This is a genomic window from Jiangella alkaliphila, from assembly GCF_900105925.1.
Taxonomy (GTDB): domain Bacteria; phylum Actinomycetota; class Actinomycetes; order Jiangellales; family Jiangellaceae; genus Jiangella; species Jiangella alkaliphila.
In genome coordinates, this window is sequence record NZ_LT629791.1 from 7,699,980 (window position 1) to 7,716,500 (window position 16,521).

7 protein-coding genes and 4 pseudogenes are annotated in these 16,521 nt (G+C 68.5%); 7 read left to right on the forward strand and 4 right to left on the reverse strand.

What is annotated here, in order from left to right:
• Window position 1 precedes the first annotated feature (1 nt).
• Together BLV05_RS35325 and BLV05_RS35330 are read left to right on the forward strand one after the other, a co-directional pair.
• Window positions 2-850, forward strand: coding sequence for an ADP-ribosyltransferase domain-containing protein (locus BLV05_RS35325; RefSeq protein WP_046772612.1), 849 nt, complete (start codon window positions 2-4; stop codon window positions 848-850).
• Window positions 817-1,005: a hypothetical protein gene (locus tag BLV05_RS35330; protein WP_046772611.1), complete on the forward strand. Its 189-nt coding sequence runs from the start codon at window positions 817-819 to the stop codon at window positions 1,003-1,005. The genes BLV05_RS35325 and BLV05_RS35330 overlap by 34 nt, the downstream gene beginning before the upstream one ends.
• A gap of 30 nt (window positions 1,006-1,035) precedes the next feature.
• Here the strand turns inward: BLV05_RS35330 and BLV05_RS35335 are convergent, their stop codons facing one another.
• The 4 genes from BLV05_RS35335 to rplJ (BLV05_RS35350) form a co-directional block, all read right to left on the reverse strand.
• A complete protein-coding gene (locus BLV05_RS35335) occupies window positions 1,036-4,947 on the reverse strand; it encodes a DNA-directed RNA polymerase subunit beta' (protein WP_046772610.1) in 3,912 nt (1,303 codons plus the stop codon).
• A gap of 88 nt (window positions 4,948-5,035) precedes the next feature.
• Window positions 5,036-8,506 carry a DNA-directed RNA polymerase subunit beta gene (gene rpoB, locus BLV05_RS35340; protein ID WP_046772651.1) on the reverse strand — a complete coding sequence of 1,157 codons (3,471 nt, stop codon included), beginning with the start codon at window positions 8,504-8,506 and terminating at the stop codon, window positions 5,036-5,038.
• A 544-nt stretch (window positions 8,507-9,050) separates the two neighbouring features.
• The gene (gene rplL / locus BLV05_RS35345) at window positions 9,051-9,443 is read right to left on the reverse strand and encodes a 50S ribosomal protein L7/L12 (protein WP_046772609.1); all 393 of its coding nucleotides are present in this window, start codon (window positions 9,441-9,443) and stop codon (window positions 9,051-9,053) included.
• Between the two features lie 79 nt (window positions 9,444-9,522).
• Window positions 9,523-10,134, reverse strand: a complete 612-nt coding sequence (gene rplJ, locus BLV05_RS35350; RefSeq protein ID WP_046772608.1) for a 50S ribosomal protein L10 — start codon at window positions 10,132-10,134, stop codon at window positions 9,523-9,525.
• Between the two features lie 272 nt (window positions 10,135-10,406).
• On the opposite strand from rplJ (BLV05_RS35350), the gene BLV05_RS35355 reads away from it, so the two are divergent.
• From BLV05_RS35355 to BLV05_RS38445, 5 genes and pseudogenes are all read left to right on the forward strand, one after another.
• Complete coding sequence (locus BLV05_RS35355; protein WP_083421472.1) at window positions 10,407-10,586, forward strand: hypothetical protein; 180 nt, start codon at window positions 10,407-10,409, stop codon at window positions 10,584-10,586.
• A 228-nt stretch (window positions 10,587-10,814) separates the two neighbouring features.
• Window positions 10,815-11,425 (forward strand): annotated as a pseudogene (gene rplJ / locus BLV05_RS35360) (50S ribosomal protein L10).
• Window positions 11,426-11,502: 77 nt separating this feature from the next.
• A pseudogene (gene rplL / locus BLV05_RS35365) lies at window positions 11,503-11,892 on the forward strand (50S ribosomal protein L7/L12).
• A gap of 544 nt (window positions 11,893-12,436) precedes the next feature.
• Window positions 12,437-15,905 (forward strand): annotated as a pseudogene (gene rpoB, locus BLV05_RS35370) (DNA-directed RNA polymerase subunit beta).
• 86 nt (window positions 15,906-15,991) lie between these two features.
• A pseudogene (locus BLV05_RS38445) lies at window positions 15,992-16,521 on the forward strand (DNA-directed RNA polymerase subunit beta'); the annotation flags it as partial.

Here is a 16,521-nt window from a genome sequence, read left to right on the forward strand (position 1 = left end):
TGTGGTCCTCTCGTCCTCCGCGCGACCGGTCCGGTCCGCCGCCCGCGGGCTGGCGGAGCTGTCCGGTCTGGTTCACGACGGCACCAGCGCCCTCGCCGCGTCGGTGCTGTCCCGCGTCCGCGTCGTCGGCCGGTGCGCCGGTCCGGCGCTGCCACCGGACCGGCACGACGCCGTCGGCGACGCCGCCGTCGCGATGCGGCTGGCGCTCGCGACCGCCGCCGCGACGCTGACGCTCGCGGTCGAGTCCGCCGCGGACGAGCTCGGCGTGCTCCTGCGTCCGGCGGCCGCGGCCCGCGGCGCGGCGCGGACCACCACCGGGCAGCCGTCATCCGCTCACCCGCTGACCCGGGCACAGCGACGGGCGCTGCGCTACTACACGACGGTCGAGGGGGTCGACGAGGTGAACGCCTTCCTGCGCCGGCCGGACGACACGCCACCACAGCGGCGGGCGGACCTGCGCCGGCTCGTCGACGACGCCGTGGCCGGGCTGGCGGCGCTGCCGCGGTTCACCGGCGTCGTCTATCGCGGCACGTCGCTGCCGGCCGCGCAGCTGCCGCGGTGGCGGCCGGGCGTCGTCGTCGCGGACAGTGGGTTCGCCAGCGCGTCGGCCAGTGCGTCGGTGGCCGAGGCGTTCCGCGCCGGCGGTAACGCGTTCATCACCATCGTCGGCCGCACCGGCGCCGACATCCGGGCACTGTCCTCGTTCGCGCACGAGGCCGAAGTGCTGTTCCCGCCCGGCACGCGGTTCCGGGTCGTCGGCCGGTCGTGGGACGATCGACGCGAGTGCTGGAGCTTCCTGATCGAGGAGGTGGCCGCGTGCGCTTCGACCGCGCCGTCTACGACCGGCTGAGCGACGAGGACAAGGCCGCCTACGTCCAGGCCACCCAGGCCGCCGCAGACACAGGCCCGCCGCCGCCCGAGGGCATCGCCCCCGAGAAGGCGCACGCCCAGGAGGGCTTCGAGGTCATCGAGAACGACGACGGCGCCGCCACCCGCGAGGGGTGACGGCGCCGTCGATCAGGGACGACGGACTCGTCAGTTGTACGAGCCGAAGTCGTAGTCCTCGAGGCGCACGGCCTCGCCGGACCCCTGGCCGAACTCGTAGTCGGAGTAGTCGGCGCCGTAGTCGACCATGGAGTACATGGCCGCCTTGGCCTCCTCGGTCGGCTCGACCCGCAGGTTGCGGTAGCGGGGCAGGCCCGTACCGGCCGGGATCAGCTTGCCGAGGATGACGTTCTCCTTCAGGCCGATCAGCGGGTCGGACTTGGCGTTGATGGCCGCCTCCGTGAGCACCCGCGTGGTCTCCTGGAACGACGCCGCCGACAGCCACGAGTCGGTGGCCAGCGACGCCTTGGTGATGCCCATCAGCTGCGGACGACCCGAGGCCGGCTGACCGCCCTCGGCGACCGCTCGCCGGTTCTCGTCCTCGAACCGGGACCGCTCGACCAGCTCGCCGGGGAGCAGGTCGGTGGTGCCGCTCTCGAGCACGGTGATCCGGCGCAGCATCTGCCGCACGATGATCTCGATGTGCTTGTCGTGGATCGACACACCCTGCGACCGGTAGACCTCCTGGACCTGGTCGGTCAGGAAGACCTGGACCGCCCGCTGGCCCTGGACCCGCAGCACGTCGTGTGGGTCGGCCGTACCGGAGTGCAGCAGCTCGCCGACCTCGACGCGGTCGGCGTCCTGGACGCGCCACTGGGCGATGCCAGGCGCGCGCCGGTTGGTCCACTCGAACACCCGTCGCGACAGCGGGAACGACTGCTCCTCGGCGCCGTCGTCGGGGACGATGACCGCGTGGGCGCCCTTGGCGTCCTCCTCGATGCGGACCCGGCCGGCCGACTCCGAGAGCGGAGCCTTGCCCTTCGGGGCGCGCGCCTCGAACAGCTCGACCACACGCGGCAGACCGTGCGTGATGTCCTCACCGGCGACACCGCCGGTGTGGAACGTCCGCATGGTCAGCTGGGTGCCGGGCTCGCCGATGGACTGGGCGGCGATGATGCCGACCGCCTCGCCGACGTCGACGAGCTTGCCCGAGGCCAGCGACCGGCCGTAGCACATGGCGCAGACGCCGGTCTTGCTCTCGCAGGTCAGGACACTGCGGACGCGGACGTTCTCGACGCCCGCGGCCACCAGCCGGCCGATCTCGACGTCGCCGAGGTCGTCGCCGGCCGAGGCCACCTTCGTGCCGTCGGGCGACACGACGTCCTCGGACAGCGAGCGCGCGTAGACCGAGGTCTCGACGTGCTCGTCGACGATGAGCCGGCCGTCGGCGCCGGTCGTGGCGATCGGCAGTGCCAGACCACGCTCGGTGCCGCAGTCGACCTCGCGGATGATGACGTCCTGCGAGACGTCGACCAGCCGCCGGGTCAGGTAACCGGAGTCGGCGGTCCGCAGCGCGGTGTCGGCCAGACCCTTGCGGGCGCCGTGCGTCGAGATGAAGAACTCGACGACGGACAGACCCTCGCGGAAGCTCGCCTTGATCGGCCGCGGGATGGTCTCACCCTTCGGGTTGGCGACCAGGCCGCGCATGCCCGCCAGCTGGCGGATCTGCATCCAGTTACCACGGGCACCGGAGGTGACCATGATGTTGATGGCGTTCTCCGACGCGAACGACGCGCGCATGGCCTCGTCGACCGCGTTGGTGGCGTCGGTCCAGATGTCGATGAGCTCTTCGCGCCGCTCGCCGTCGGAGATGACACCGCGGGCGAAGTTGCGCTCGACCTTCTCGGCCTTGGCCTCGAACCCCTCGAGGATGCGGGCCTTCGTCGGCGGCGCCACGACGTCGTCGAACGAGACCGTCACCCCGGACCGGGTGGCCCAGTGGAAGCCGATCTCCTTCAGCGCGTCCAGCGTCGCGGCCACCTGGATCTTCGGGTACCGCTCGGCGAGGTCGTTGACGATGCTGCCGAGGCGCTTCTTGTCCACGACGGCGTCGACGAACGGGTAGTCGAGCGGCAGCGCCTCGTTGAACAGCGCCCGGCCCAGGGACGTGCGCAGCGTCAACGGCTGGCCCGGCTCCCAGTCCTCCGGAGTCTCGAAGCCGGCCGGCGGCACGACGTCGTTCACCCGCAGGGTGATCGGCGCCTGCAGCGACAGCTCACCGCGGTCGAAGGCGGCGATGCCCTCGGCGATGGACGAGAACGCCCGGCCCTCGCCGATCTGCTCGCCACGGTCGGAGGTCAGGAAGAAGATGCCCAGCACCATGTCCTGCGTCGGCATGGTGACCGGCCGGCCGTCGGCCGGCTTGAGGATGTTGTTGCTGGACAGCATCAGGATGCGGGCCTCGGCCTGCGCCTCCGCCGACAGCGGCAGGTGCACGGCCATCTGGTCGCCGTCGAAGTCGGCGTTGAACGCCGTGCAGACGAGCGGGTGGATCTGGATGGCCTTGCCCTCGATCAGCTGCGGCTCGAACGCCTGGATGCCGAGACGGTGCAGCGTCGGCGCCCGGTTCAGCAGCACCGGGTGCTCGGCGATGACCTCCTCGAGGACGTCCCAGACGACCGGGCGGGCGCGCTCGACCATGCGCTTCGCGCTCTTGATGTTCTGCGCGTGCGACAGGTCGACCAGCCGCTTCATGACGAACGGCTTGAACAGCTCGATCGCCATGCCCTTCGGCAGGCCGCACTGGTGCAGCTTGAGCTGCGGGCCGACGACGATGACCGAACGGCCGGAGTAGTCGACGCGCTTGCCCAGCAGGTTCTGGCGGAACCGGCCCTGCTTGCCCTTCAGCATGTCGGAGATCGACTTCAGCGGCCGGTTGCCGGGACCCGTGACGGGACGGCCGCGGCGGCCGTTGTCGAACAACGCGTCGACGGACTCCTGGAGCATCCGCTTCTCGTTGTTGACGATGATCTCCGGCGCACCGAGGTCGAGCAGCCGCTTGAGGCGGTTGTTCCGGTTGATGACCCGACGGTAGAGGTCGTTGAGGTCGCTGGTCGCGAACCGGCCACCGTCGAGCTGCACCATCGGGCGCAGATCCGGCGGGATGACCGGGACGGCGTCGAGCACCATGCCGCGCGGGTCGTTCTTCGTCGTCAGGAACGGCGAGACGACCTTGAGCCGCTTGAGCGCACGGGTCTTCTTCTGGCCCTTGCCGGTGCGGATGAGGTCGCGCAGCTTGTCGGCCTCGGCCTCGAGGTCGAAGCCGTCGATGCGCTCCTTGATCGCCTGCGCGCCCATGCCGCCGCGGAAGTACTGACCGAAGCGGTCGCGCATCTCGCGGTACAGCAGCTCGTCGCCCTCGAGGTCCTGGACCTTGAGGTTGCGGAAGCGGTCCCAGACCGCGTTCAGGCGGTCGATCTCGGCGTCGGCGCGCTTGCGCAGCTGGCTCATCTCGCGCTCGGCCGACTCCTTGACCTTGCGGCGCGCGTCGCCCTTGGCACCCTCGGCCTCGAGCTCGGCGAGGTCGGCCTCGAGCTTCTTCGCCCGGGTCTCGACGTCGGCGTCGCGGCGCTGCTCGACCTGCTTGCGCTCGACGTCGATCTGGCCCTCGAGCGAGGACAGGTCGCGGTGGCGCGACTCCTCGTCGACCCAGGTGATCATGTAGGCCGCGAAGTAGATGACCTTCTCGAGGTCCTTCGGGGCGAGGTCGAGCAGGTAGCCCAGCCGCGACGGCACACCCTTGAAGTACCAGATGTGCGTGACGGGGGCGGCCAGCTCGATGTGGCCCATCCGCTCGCGGCGCACCTTGGCGCGCGTGACCTCGACGCCACAGCGCTCACAGATGATGCCCTTGAAGCGGACGCGCTTGTACTTGCCGCAGTAGCACTCCCAGTCGCGGGTGGGACCGAAGATCTTCTCGCAGAAGAGCCCGTCCTTCTCCGGCTTCAGAGTGCGGTAGTTGATCGTCTCAGGCTTCTTGACCTCGCCGTGCGACCACCCGCGAATGTGTTCGGCGGTCGCGAGGCCGATGCGTAGCTCGTCGAAGAAATTGACGTCGAGCACGTGTGTCCTTCTCTCGCTCAGATGTTTCAGGTCTGTGGTGGCTGGCGGAAATGGGAGGCCGGGTCAGGAACCGGGCCTCCCACCACCGTCAGACCTCTTCGACGCTGCTCGGCTCGCGCCGGGACAGGTCGATTCCGAGTTCTTCTGCCGCGCGGAAGACGTCTTCGTCGGTCTCCCGCATCTCGATCTGGGAGCCGTCGCTGGAGAGCACTTCGACGTTGAGGCACAACGCCTGCATCTCCTTGAACAGCACCTTGAACGACTCGGGGATACCCGACTCGGGGATGTTCTCGCCCTTGACGATGGCCTCGTAGACCTTGACGCGGCCGGGAACGTCGTCGGACTTGATGGTGAGCAGTTCCTGCAGCGCGTACGCCGCGCCGTAGGCCTGGAGCGCCCAGACCTCCATCTCACCGAAGCGCTGACCGCCGAACTGCGCCTTGCCACCCAGCGGCTGCTGCGTGACCATCGAGTACGGACCGGTCGACCGGGCGTGGATCTTGTCGTCGACGTGGTGGTTGAGCTTCAGGATGTACATGTAGCCCACCGCCACCGGCTTCGGGAACGGCTCACCGGACCGGCCGTCGAACAGGTTGGCCTTGCCGTCGCCGCCGACCAGGCGGACGCCGTCGCGGGTCTTGAGCGTCGACCCGAGCAGGCCGGCGATCTCGTCCTCGCGCGCACCGTCGAAGACCGGCGTGGCGACCTTGGTGTCGGCCGGCGCCTCGGCGGCGCCGATGCCCCGCAGCCGGGTCTTCCACTCCTCGTCGTCGCCCTCGACCTCCCAGCCGGTCTTGGCCACCCACCCGAGGTGGGTCTCCATGACCTGGCCGAGGTTCATGCGGCTCGGGACGCCCAGCGGGTTCAGCACCATGTCGACCGCGGTGCCGTCCTCGAGGAACGGCATGTCCTCGACCGGGAGGATCTTGGCGATGACGCCCTTGTTGCCGTGGCGGCCGGCGAGCTTGTCGCCGTCCTGGATCTTGCGCATCTGAGCGATGTAGACGCGGACCAGCTGGTTGACGCCCGGCGGGAGCTCGTCGCCCTCGTCGCGGTCGAACACCCGGACGCCGATGACCTTGCCGGACTCGCCGTGCGGCACCTTCAGCGAGGTGTCGCGGACCTCACGCGCCTTCTCACCGAAGATCGCGCGGAGCAGCCGCTCCTCAGGGGTCAGCTCGGTCTCGCCCTTCGGGGTGACCTTGCCGACCAGGATGTCGCCGTTGGTGACCTCGGCGCCGATGCGGATGATGCCGCGCTCGTCGAGGTCGGCGAGGACCTCGTCGGAGACGTTCGGGATGTCGCGCGTGATCTCCTCGGGGCCCAGCTTGGTGTCGCGGGCGTCGACCTCGTGCTCCTCGATCTTGATCGAGGTGAGGACGTCGTCCTGGATGAGCCGCTGCGAGATGACGATGGCGTCCTCGTAGTTGTGGCCCTCCCACGACATGAACGCGACCAGCAGGTTCTTGCCCAGCGCCATCTCACCGAGCTCGGTGGACGGGCCGTCGGCGATGACCTGACCGGCCTCGACCCGCTGCCCCTCCTCGACGATCGGCTTCTGGTTGATGCACGACCCGGCGTTGGACCGGCGGAACTTCGCCAGCTGGTACGTCTGGTACGTGCCGTCGTCGGCCATGACGGTGACGTAGTCGGCCGACAGCTCGGTGACCACGCCGCTCTTGTCGGCCAGGATGACGTCGCCGGCGTCCTCGGCCGCGTGCGACTCCATGCCGGTGCCGACCAGCGGCGACTCGGACCGGAGCAACGGCACGGCCTGCCGCTGCATGTTCGAGCCCATGAGCGCGCGGTTGGCGTCGTCGTGCTCGAGGAACGGGATCATCGCGGTGGCCACGGAGACCATCTGCCGCGGCGAGACGTCCATGTAGTCGACCTCGCCGCCCGGGACGGTCTCGATCTCGCCGCCGCGCTTGCGCACCAGCACCTTGTCCTCGGCGAACCGGCTGTCGTCGGTCAGCGGCGCATTGGCCTGCGCGATGACGCGGCGGTCCTCCTCGTCGGCGCTCAGGTACTCGATGTCGTCGGTGACGTGGCCGTCGTTGACCCGGCGGTACGGCGTCTCGATGAAGCCGAACGGGTTGATGCGCCCGTAGGTGGCCAGCGAGCCGATCAGGCCGATGTTCGGGCCCTCAGGGGTCTCGATGGGACACATGCGGCCGTAGTGCGACGGGTGGACGTCGCGGACCTCCATGCCGGCCCGCTCGCGGGACAGACCACCCGGACCCAGCGCGTTGAGCCGGCGCTTGTGCGTCAGCCCGGCCAGCGGGTTGGTCTGGTCCATGAACTGCGACAGCTGGGAGGTCCCGAAGAACTCCTTGATCGCGGCCACGACCGGCCGGATGTTGATCAGCGTCTGCGGCGTGATGGCCTCGACGTCCTGCGTGGTCATGCGCTCGCGGACGACGCGCTCCATGCGGGACAGACCGGTGCGGACCTGGTTCTGGATGAGCTCGCCGACGGTACGGATGCGGCGGTTGCCGAAGTGGTCGATGTCGTCGACCTCGACCGGAACCGTGTTCTCGCCGGTGGTCAGCTCGTTCTCGTTGGCGTGCAGCCGCACCAGGTAGCGCAGCGTGCCGACGATGTCGTCCATGGTCAGCGTGCTCTGGTCGAGCGCGAGGTCGACGCCGAGCTTCTTGCCCAGCTTGTAGCGGCCGACCCGGGCGAGGTCGTAGCGCTTCGGGTTGAAGTAGGCGTTCTCGAGCAGCTGCTGCGCGGCCTCGCGCGTCGGCGGCTCACCCGGGCGCATCTTCCGGTAGATGTCGAGCAGCGCTTCGTCCTGGGTGGTGGTGTGGTCCTTCTCCAGGGTGGCGCGCATCGACTCGTAGTCGCCGAACTCCTCGAGGATCTGCTCGTTCGTCCAGCCCATGGCCTTGAGCAGCACCGTGACGTTCTGCTTGCGCTTGCGGTCGAGGCGGACGCCGACCATGTCGCGCTTGTCTATCTCGAACTCCAGCCAGGCACCCCGGGACGGGATGACCTTGGCGGTGTAGATGTCCTTGTCCGAGGTCTTGTCGAGCGAGCGCTCGAAGTAGAGGCCCGGCGACCGCACCAGCTGCGACACGACGACGCGCTCGGTGCCGTTGACGATGAACGTCCCCTTGGGGGTCATGAGCGGGAAGTCGCCCATGAAGACCGTCTGGGACTTGATCTCGCCGGTCTCGTTGTTGATGAACTCGGCGGTGACGAACAGCGGCGCGGAGTAGGTGAAGTCGCGCATCTTGCACTCGTCGATGCTGTTCTTGGGGTCCTCGAAGCGAGGGTTCGAGAACGACAGCGACATGGTCGCCGAGAAGTCCTCGATGGGACTGATCTCGTCGAGGATCTCCTGCAGGCCCGACGTGGTGTTGACGTCGGTGCGCCCCTCGGCCTCGGCAGCGGCGACTCGCGCCTGCCAGCGCTCGTTTCCGAGCAGCCAGTCGAAGCTGTCTATCTGGAGGGCGAGAAGGTTCGGAACGTCGAGAGGTTCGCGAATCTTGGCAAAAGAGATGCGACGCGAGACATTGGGGCCAGCAGTGGTGGTGGGCGTGACGGCCAACAGGGGTCCTTCCGAGGGCACACGGTCGGAATGCACGCGCAGTCCTCAACCCAAGCGGGCAGCATCGGCGAAGGGCAGCGCAAAGCTGCAGTCTAACCCAAAGGGCACACTGCTGTCGAGTGGTCAGCCACTCCGCGCTTCCTTCTGTCTCGCATTCCCCACCCCGCTGCCAGATCAGCATCTCGTCAGGACCAGGCCCGCGTCAAGCACCGACGCCCCCCTGTTCACCGAATTGGCACCTGAAATGCCGCATTCGTGGTGCTCAGCAGCCGATCAGTGACTCATCCGAACGTACGATCCAGTGGCGCGCCGGGGGCTTGCGGCGGGCCGGACGGCGTCCGCGCGGGCGGAGAATTTTCGCCGCAGGCGAACAGCCCGCCCCCCTCACATTGAGTTGATCATGGAGAAGGGCGGCTTCCGAGCGCCTCCAGAGCCGACCTTCTCCATGATCAACTCGGGTCCGGGCAGACCAAAGGGGACGTCGGACGCGGACGGGCCCGGCACCCCGCGAAGGGGTACCGGGCCCGTGGAGCAGTGGGTCAGCGACTCACTTGACCGAGACGGTGGCGCCGGCGCCCTCGAGGGCCTCCTTGGCCTTGTCAGCGGCCTCCTTGTTGACCTTCTCGAGCAGCGGCTTCGGCGCGGCCTCGACGAGGTCCTTGGCCTCCTTGAGGCCGAGCGACGTCAGCGCGCGGACCTCCTTGATGACCTGGATCTTCTTGTCGCCGGCGGCCTCGAGGATGACGTCGAACTCGTCCTTCTCCTCCTCGGCCGGGGCGGCGCCACCGGGGGCAGCAGCGCCCGGAGCGGCGGCGACGGCGACCGGGGCGGCCGCGGTGACCTCGAAGGTCTCCTCGAACTTCTTCACGAACTCGGAGAGCTCGATGAGGGTCATCTCCTTGAACGCGTCCAGGAGGTCCTCGGTGTTGAGCTTCGCCATGGTGGCGGGTTCCTTTCTCTGTTCGGCTGACTGCCGGGTTGTCGTACGGGCTCGGGGCCGTGGGACGACCCCCGGGCGTTCAGCCCTCGTTCTGCTCCGTCGCCTCGGCCGCGTCGGCGGCCTCGGTGGCGGGTGCCTCGGCGGCCTCGGCGGCGGGTGCCTCGACGGCGGGTGCCTCGGCCTCGACCTTCTGCCGCAGCGCCTCGAGGACGCGAGCGGTCTGCGCCAGCGGGGCGTTGAACAGCGACACCGCGTTCTGCAGCGACGCCTTCATCGCACCGGCCAGCTTGGCCAGCAGGACCTCGCGCGACTCGAGGTCGGCGAGCTTGGTGATCTCCTCGCTGGAGAGCGGCTCGCCGTCGAGCAGGCCACCCTTCACGACGAGGACGGGGTTCGCCTTGGCGAAGTCACGCAGACCCTTGGCGGCCTCGACCGGGTCGCCCTTGACGAAGGCGATGGCCGACGGGCCGGACAGGTAGTCGTCGAGCCCCGAGATCCCGGCTTCGCGCGCCGCGATCTTGGTCAGCGTGTTCTTCACCACGGCGTAGGACGCGTTCCCACCGAGCGACCGACGCAGTTCCGTCAGCTGCTTGACGGTGAGGCCGCGGTACTCGGTCAGCACGACCGCGTTGCTGGCACGGAACTCGTCCGCGAGCTCGGCGACCGCGGCTGCCTTGTCAGGCCTCGCCATGGGGCTCCTTCTTCCGGATGGGGTGCCGGTGGAGACCCGCAGACATGAAGAACGCCCCGGCACAGGCACGGGGCGAAAGGGCACCGGCAGCGGCCGGCACGACGTTCGTCTCACACCTGCGCGGGCCGCCCACATCGCTGCGGGGCCTTCGTCACGATCGGCTGGCGACCGTGAGACCGGCGGTCTTTGGCAGCGTTCATGGTACGGGCACAGGGCCGCCGTCGCCAAATCAGCCGAACGGGCCGGTCTTCTGGTCCTGGAACGAGTGCACCATGTCGCGCAGCTCCTCGGTCCGCCCGCCCGGCCGGCGGCGCGGGCACAACTACGGCCGGCCGAGCTGGTGGACGCTGGCTGGGGTCGCGCCGCCGGAGACTGGCCGGGCGGGGCGGACCGAGGAGCTGCGCGACATGGTGCACTCGTTCCAGGACCAGAAGACCGGCCCGTTCGGCTGATTTGGCGACGGCGGCCCTGTGCCCGTACCATGAACGCTGCCAAAGACCGCCGGTCTCACGGTCGCCAGCCGATCGTGACGAAGGCCCCGCAGCGATGTGGGCGGCCCGCGCAGGTGTGAGACGAACGTCGTGCCGGCCGCTGCCGGTGCCTTTCGCCCCGTGCCTGTGCCGGGGCGTTCTTCATGTCTGCGGGTCTCCACCGGCACCCCATCCGGAAGAAGGAGCCCCATGGCGAGGCCTGACAAGGCAGCCGCGGTCGCCGAGCTCGCGGACGAGTTCCGTGCCAGCAACGCGGTCGTGCTGACCGAGTACCGCGGCCTCACCGTCAAGCAGCTGACGGAACTGCGTCGGTCGCTCGGTGGGAACGCGTCCTACGCCGTGGTGAAGAACACGCTGACCAAGATCGCGGCGCGCGAAGCCGGGATCTCGGGGCTCGACGACTACCTGTCCGGCCCGTCGGCCATCGCCTTCGTCAAGGGCGACCCGGTCGAGGCCGCCAAGGGTCTGCGTGACTTCGCCAAGGCGAACCCCGTCCTCGTCGTGAAGGGTGGCCTGCTCGACGGCGAGCCGCTCTCCAGCGAGGAGATCACAAGCTCGCCGACCTCGAGTCGCGCGAGGTCCTGCTGGCCAAGCTGGCCGGTGCGATGAAGGCGTCGCTGCAGAACGCGGTGTCGCTGTTCAACGCCCCGCTGGCGCAGACCGCTCGCGTCCTCGAGGCGCTGCGGCAGAAGGTCGAGGCCGAGGCACCCGCCGTCGAGGCACCCGCCGCCGAGGCCGCCGAGGCACCCGCCACCGAGGCCGCCGACGCGGCCGAGGCGACGGAGCAGAACGAGGGCTGAACGCCCGGGGTCGTCCCACGGCCCCGAGCCCGTACGACAACCCGGCAGTCAGCCGAACAGAGAAAGGAACCGCCACCATGGCGAAGCTCAACACGAGGACCTCCTGGACGCGTTCAAGGAGATGACCCTCATCGAGCTCTCCGAGTTCGTGAAGAAGTTCGAGGAGACCTTCGAGGTCACCGCGGCCGCCCCGGTCGCCGTCGCCGCCGCTCCGGGCGCTGCTGCCCCCGGTGGCGCCGCCCCGGCCGAGGAGGAGAAGGACGAGTTCGACGTCATCCTCGAGGCCGCCGCGACAAGAAGATCCAGGTCATCAAGGAGGTCCGCGCGCTGACGTCGCTCGGCCTCAAGGAGCCAAGGACCTCGTCGAGGCCGCGCCGAAGCCGCTGCTCGAGAAGGTCAACAAGGAGGCCGCTGACAAGGCCAAGGAGGCCCTCGAGGGCGCCGGCGCCACCGTCTCGGTCAAGTGAGTCGCTGACCCACTGCTCCACGGGCCCGGTACCCCCTTCGCGGGGTGCCGGCCCGTCCGCGTCCGACGTCCCCTTTGGTCTGCCCGGACCCGAGTTGATCATGGAGAAGGTCGGCTCTGGAGGCGCTCGGAAGCCGCCCTTCTCCATGATCAACTCAATGTGAGGGGGGCGGCTGTTCGCCTGCGGCGAAAATTCTCCGCCCGCGCGGACGCCGTCCGGCCCGCCGCAAGCCCCCGGCGCGCCACTGGATCGTACGTTCGGATGAGTCACTGATCGGCTGCTGAGCACCACGAATGCGGCATTTCAGGTGCCAATTCGGTGAACAGGGGGCGTCGGTGCTTGACGCGGGCCTGGTCTGACGAGATGCTGATCTGGCAGCGGGGTGGGGAATGCGAGACAGAAGGAAGCGCGGAGTGGCTGACCACTCGACAGCAGTGTGCCCTTTGGGTTAGACTGCAGCTTTGCGCTGCCCTTCGCCGATGCTGCCCGCTTGGGTTGAGGACTGCGCGTGCATTCCGACCGTGTGCCCTCGGAAGGACCCCTGTTGGCCGTCACGCCCACCACCACTGCTGGCCCCAATGTCTCGCGTCGCATCTCTTTTGCCAAGATTCGCGAACCTCTCGACGTTCCGAACCTTCTCGCCCTCCAGATAGACAGCTTCGACTGGCTGCTCGGAAACGAGCGCTGGCAGGCGCGAGTCGCCGCTGCCGAGGCCGAGGGGCGCACCGACGTCAACACCACGTCGGGCCTGCAGGAGATCCTCGACGAGATCAGTCCCATCGAGGACTTCTCGGCGACCATGTCGCTGTCGTTCTCGAACCCTCGCTTCGAGGACCCCAAGAACAGCATCGACGAGTGCAAGATGCGCGACTTCACCTACTCCGCGCCGCTGTTCGTCACCGCCGAGTTCATCAACAACGAGACCGGCGAGATCAAGTCCCAGACGGTCTTCATGGGCGACTTCCCGCTCATGACCCCAAGGGGACGTTCATCGTCAACGGCACCGAGCGCGTCGTCGTGTCGCAGCTGGTGCGGTCGCCGGGCCTCTACTTCGAGCGCTCGCTCGACAAGACCTCGGACAAGGACATCTACACCGCCAAGGTCATCCCGTCCGGGGTGCCTGGCTGGAGTTCGAGATAGACAAGCGCGACATGGTCGGCGTCCGCCTCGACCGCAAGCGCAAGCAGAACGTCACGGTGCTGCTCAAGGCCATGGGCTGGACGAACGAGCAGATCCTCGAGGAGTTCGGCGACTACGAGTCGATGCGCGCCACCCTGGAGAAGGACCACACCACCACCCAGGACGAAGCGCTGCTCGACATCTACCGGAAGATGCGCCCGGGTGAGCCGCCGACGCGCGAGGCCGCGCAGCAGCTGCTCGAGAACGCCTACTTCAACCCGAAGCGCTACGACCTCGCCCGGGTCGGCCGCTACAAGCTGGGCAAGAAGCTCGGCGTCGACCTCGCGCTCGACCAGAGCACGCTGACCATGGACGACATCGTCGGCACGCTGCGCTACCTGGTGCGGCTGCACGCCAACGAGAACGAGCTGACCACCGGCGAGAACACGGTTCCGGTCGAGGTCGACGACATCGACCACTTCGGCAACCGCCGCATCCGTACCGTCGGCGAGCTCATCCAGAACCAGGTCCGCACCGGTCTGTCCCGCATGGAGCGCGTCGTCCGCGAGCGCATGACCACGCAGGACGTCGAGGCCATCACGCCGCAGACGCTGATCAACATCCGGCCGGTCGTGGCCGCGATCAAGGAGTTCTTCGGGACCTCCCAGCTGTCGCAGTTCATGGACCAGACCAACCCGCTGGCCGGGCTGACGCACAAGCGCCGGCTCAACGCGCTGGGTCCGGGTGGTCTGTCCCGCGAGCGGGCCGGCATGGAGGTCCGCGACGTCCACCCGTCGCACTACGGCCGCATGTGTCCCATCGAGACCCCTGAGGGCCCGAACATCGGCCTGATCGGCTCGCTGGCCACCTACGGGCGCATCAACCCGTTCGGCTTCATCGAGACGCCGTACCGCCGGGTCAACGACGGCCACGTCACCGACGACATCGAGTACCTGAGCGCCGACGAGGAGGACCGCCGCGTCATCGCGCAGGCCAATGCGCCGCTGACCGACGACAGCCGGTTCGCCGAGGACAAGGTGCTGGTGCGCAAGCGCGGCGGCGAGATCGAGACCGTCCCGGGCGGCGAGGTCGACTACATGGACGTCTCGCCGCGGCAGATGGTCTCCGTGGCCACCGCGATGATCCCGTTCCTCGAGCACGACGACGCCAACCGCGCGCTCATGGGCTCGAACATGCAGCGGCAGGCCGTGCCGTTGCTCCGGTCCGAGTCGCCGCTGGTCGGCACCGGCATGGAGTCGCACGCGGCCGAGGACGCCGGCGACGTCATCCTGGCCGACAAGAGCGGCGTGGTCACCGAGCTGTCGGCCGACTACGTCACCGTCATGGCCGACGACGGCACGTACCAGACGTACCAGCTGGCGAAGTTCCGCCGGTCCAACGCCGGGTCGTGCATCAACCAGAAGCCGATCGTCGAGGAGGGGCAGCGGGTCGAGGCCGGTCAGGTCATCGCCGACGGCCCGTCCACCGAGCTCGGTGAGATGGCGCTGGGCAAGAACCTGCTGGTCGCGTTCATGTCGTGGGAGGGCCACAACTACGAGGACGCCATCGTCATCTCGCAGCGGCTCATCCAGGACGACGTCCTCACCTCGATCAAGATCGAGGAGCACGAGGTCGACGCCCGCGACACCAAGCTGGGCCCCGAGGAGATCACGCGCGACATCCCGAACGTCTCCGACGAGGTCCTCGCCGACCTCGACGAGCGCGGCATCATCCGCATCGGCGCCGAGGTCACCAACGGCGACATCCTGGTCGGCAAGGTCACCCCGAAGGGCGAGACCGAGCTGACCCCTGAGGAGCGGCTGCTCCGCGCGATCTTCGGTGAGAAGGCGCGTGAGGTCCGCGACACCTCGCTGAAGGTGCCGCACGGCGAGTCCGGCAAGGTCATCGGCGTCCGGGTGTTCGACCGCGACGAGGGCGACGAGCTCCCGCCGGGCGTCAACCAGCTGGTCCGCGTCTACATCGCTCAGATGCGCAAGATCCAGGACGGCGACAAGCTCGCCGGCCGCCACGGCAACAAGGGCGTCATCGCCAAGATCCTCCCGGTCGAGGACATGCCGTTCCTCGAGGACGGCACCGCGGTCGACATGGTGCTGAACCCGCTGGGCGTCCCGAGCCGCATGAACCTCGGCCAGGTCATGGAGACCCACCTCGGGTGGGTGGCCAAGACCGGCTGGGAGGTCGAGGGCGACGACGAGGAGTGGAAGACCCGGCTGCGGGGCATCGGCGCCGCCGAGGCGCCGGCCGACACCAAGGTCGCCACGCCGGTCTTCGACGGTGCGCGCGAGGACGAGATCGCCGGCCTGCTCGGGTCGACGCTCAAGACCCGCGACGGCGTCCGCCTGGTCGGCGGCGACGGCAAGGCCAACCTGTTCGACGGCCGGTCCGGTGAGCCGTTCCCGAAGCCGGTGGCGGTGGGCTACATGTACATCCTGAAGCTCAACCACCACGTCGACGACAAGATCCACGCCCGGTCGACCGGTCCGTACTCGATGGTCACGCAGCAGCCGCTGGGTGGCAAGGCGCAGTTCGGCGGTCAGCGCTTCGGTGAGATGGAGGTCTGGGCGCTCCAGGCCTACGGCGCGGCGTACGCGCTGCTGCAGAACTGCTCACCATCAAGTCCGACGACGTTCCCGGCCGCGTCAAGGTCTACGAGGCCATCGTCAAGGGCGAGAACATCCCCGAGTCGGGTATCCCCGAGTCGTTCAAGGTGCTGTTCAAGGAGATGCAGGCGTTGTGCCTCAACGTCGAAGTGCTCTCCAGCGACGGCTCCCAGATCGAGATGCGGGAGACCGACGAAGACGTCTTCCGCGCGGCAGAAGAACTCGGAATCGACCCTGTCCCGGCGCGAGCCGAGCAGCGTCGAAGAGGTCTGACGGTGGTGGAGGCCCGGTTCCTGACCCGGCCTCCCATTTCCGCCAGCCACCACAGACCTGAAACATCTGAGCGAGAGAAGGAACACGTGCTCGACGTCAATTTCTTCGACGAGCTACGCATCGGCCTCGCGACCGCCGAACACATTCGCGGGTGGTCGCACGGCGAGGTCAAGAAGCCTGAGACGATCAACTACCGCACTCTGAAGCCGGAGAAGGACGGGCTCTTCTGCGAGAAGATCTTCGGTCCCACCCGCGACTGGAGTGCTACTGCGGCAAGTACAAGCGCGTCCGCTTCAAGGGCATCATCTGTGAGCGCTGTGGCGTCGAGGTCACGCGCGCCAAGGTGCGCCGCGAGCGGATGGGCCACATCGAGCTGGCCGCCCCCGTCACGCACATCTGGTACTTCAAGGGTGTGCCGTCGCGGCTGGGCTACCTGCTCGACCTCGCCCCGAAGGACCTCGAGAAGGTCATCTACTTCGCGGCCTACATGATCACCTGGGTCGACGAGGAGTCGCGCCACCGCGACCTGTTCTCGCTCGAGGGCCAGATCGACGTCGAGCGCAAGCAGGTCGAGCAGCGCCGCGACGCCGACGTCGAGACCCGGGCGAAGAAGCTC